Source organism: Streptomyces polyasparticus, assembly GCF_014493765.1.
Classification (GTDB): Bacteria; Actinomycetota; Actinomycetes; order Streptomycetales; family Streptomycetaceae; genus Streptomyces; species Streptomyces polyasparticus.
The window spans coordinates 1-1,117 of record NZ_JACTVJ010000110.1 but is presented as its reverse complement, the minus strand read 5'-3'; the positions used below and the strand labels follow the sequence as shown (position 1 = coordinate 1,117).

The 1,117-nt window shown below is 43.9% G+C and carries 1 pseudogene; it reads left to right on the top strand.

Annotated features, from left to right (window positions below):
• Positions 1-1,111, top strand: a pseudogene (locus tag H9Y04_RS49085) (hypothetical protein); the annotation flags it as partial.
• Positions 1,112-1,117: the final 6 nt, after the last annotated feature.

Below are 1,117 nucleotides of genomic sequence, written 5' to 3'. Positions count from 1 at the left end.
CAACTACAACCCCGTCTTGAGCTTTCTTGATTTAGTTCAACAACAACAGCAACAACAACTTCGTCAACAATTCCAACCAAAGATTTCAAAGAAAGTTGAAACTGAAGACGAGTATCAAATCCACATTTTCAAGCCATATGGTGACTTCAATTCTTATGAAGTCCGTGCTTTAAAGAGTCAAAATGGACTCGTAAAGCTTGTCATCGAATCTGAACCTGACAACTTTCAAGCCACCGTTTCGTTTTCGTTGGCTGAGATCGATTTGCAAGAAATCAACTGGTTATACTTCCGCGCCGAGAACACATTGGTGTTGAGGATTCCCAAGAAACAAAAGGTATGTTATCCTCAATTCTACTTTCCTGGCTGTGTTATTGGAAATGAAAGAGAACAACAAAGAGACGATAGGTTAAGGCAAGCTGAACAAGCCAAGCTTAATGCGAGAAGGGAATCAGAAGAGAGAGTGAGAAGAGAAGCTGAAAGAGCAAGGAGGGAAGCTGAGAGAGCAAGGAGGGAAGCTGAAAGAGCAAGAAGAGAAGCTGAAGAAAGGGCCAGAAGAGAAGCTGAGAGGGCTAGAAAAGAGGCTGAAGAAAGAGCAAGGAGAGAAGCCGAACAGGCAAGAAGGGCAGCTGAAGAGAAAGCCAGAAAGGAGGCGGCACAAAAGCAAGCTGAGGAAAACGCCAGGAAGGAAGCCAAGGCTAGAGAACAGGCAAAGCTTCAGGAAAGAAAGGAAAGAATCAGAAGAGAAGCCGAGGCCAGAAATGCTAAAGCCCAACAAGAGCAATTTGTTGAACAGCTTCTACAAAACTTTTTTACTCCTTTCTTGAGTCAAGTCAGCCAAGCTCAAGCCAAGAATTCTGAAGAAAAGGTTACCCAGAATAATGAATCATCTTCATCTCCAGCACCAGTTCCAGCTCCAGCACCAAAACAGCCATCTCCAAGATTAGACGCCAATGATGATAACGAGTCCGTTCAATCCGAGCCATTGACCCCAGAAGTTGGCTCTCCAAAGCTTGAAGCGAAAGACGAATCTCTCGATTTGCACAAGCACCCATCTTTGGAAGAGGTTGAAGATGAGGAGTTTGTCATGTTCCGCAAGAAGTTTGAACAATGATAATAA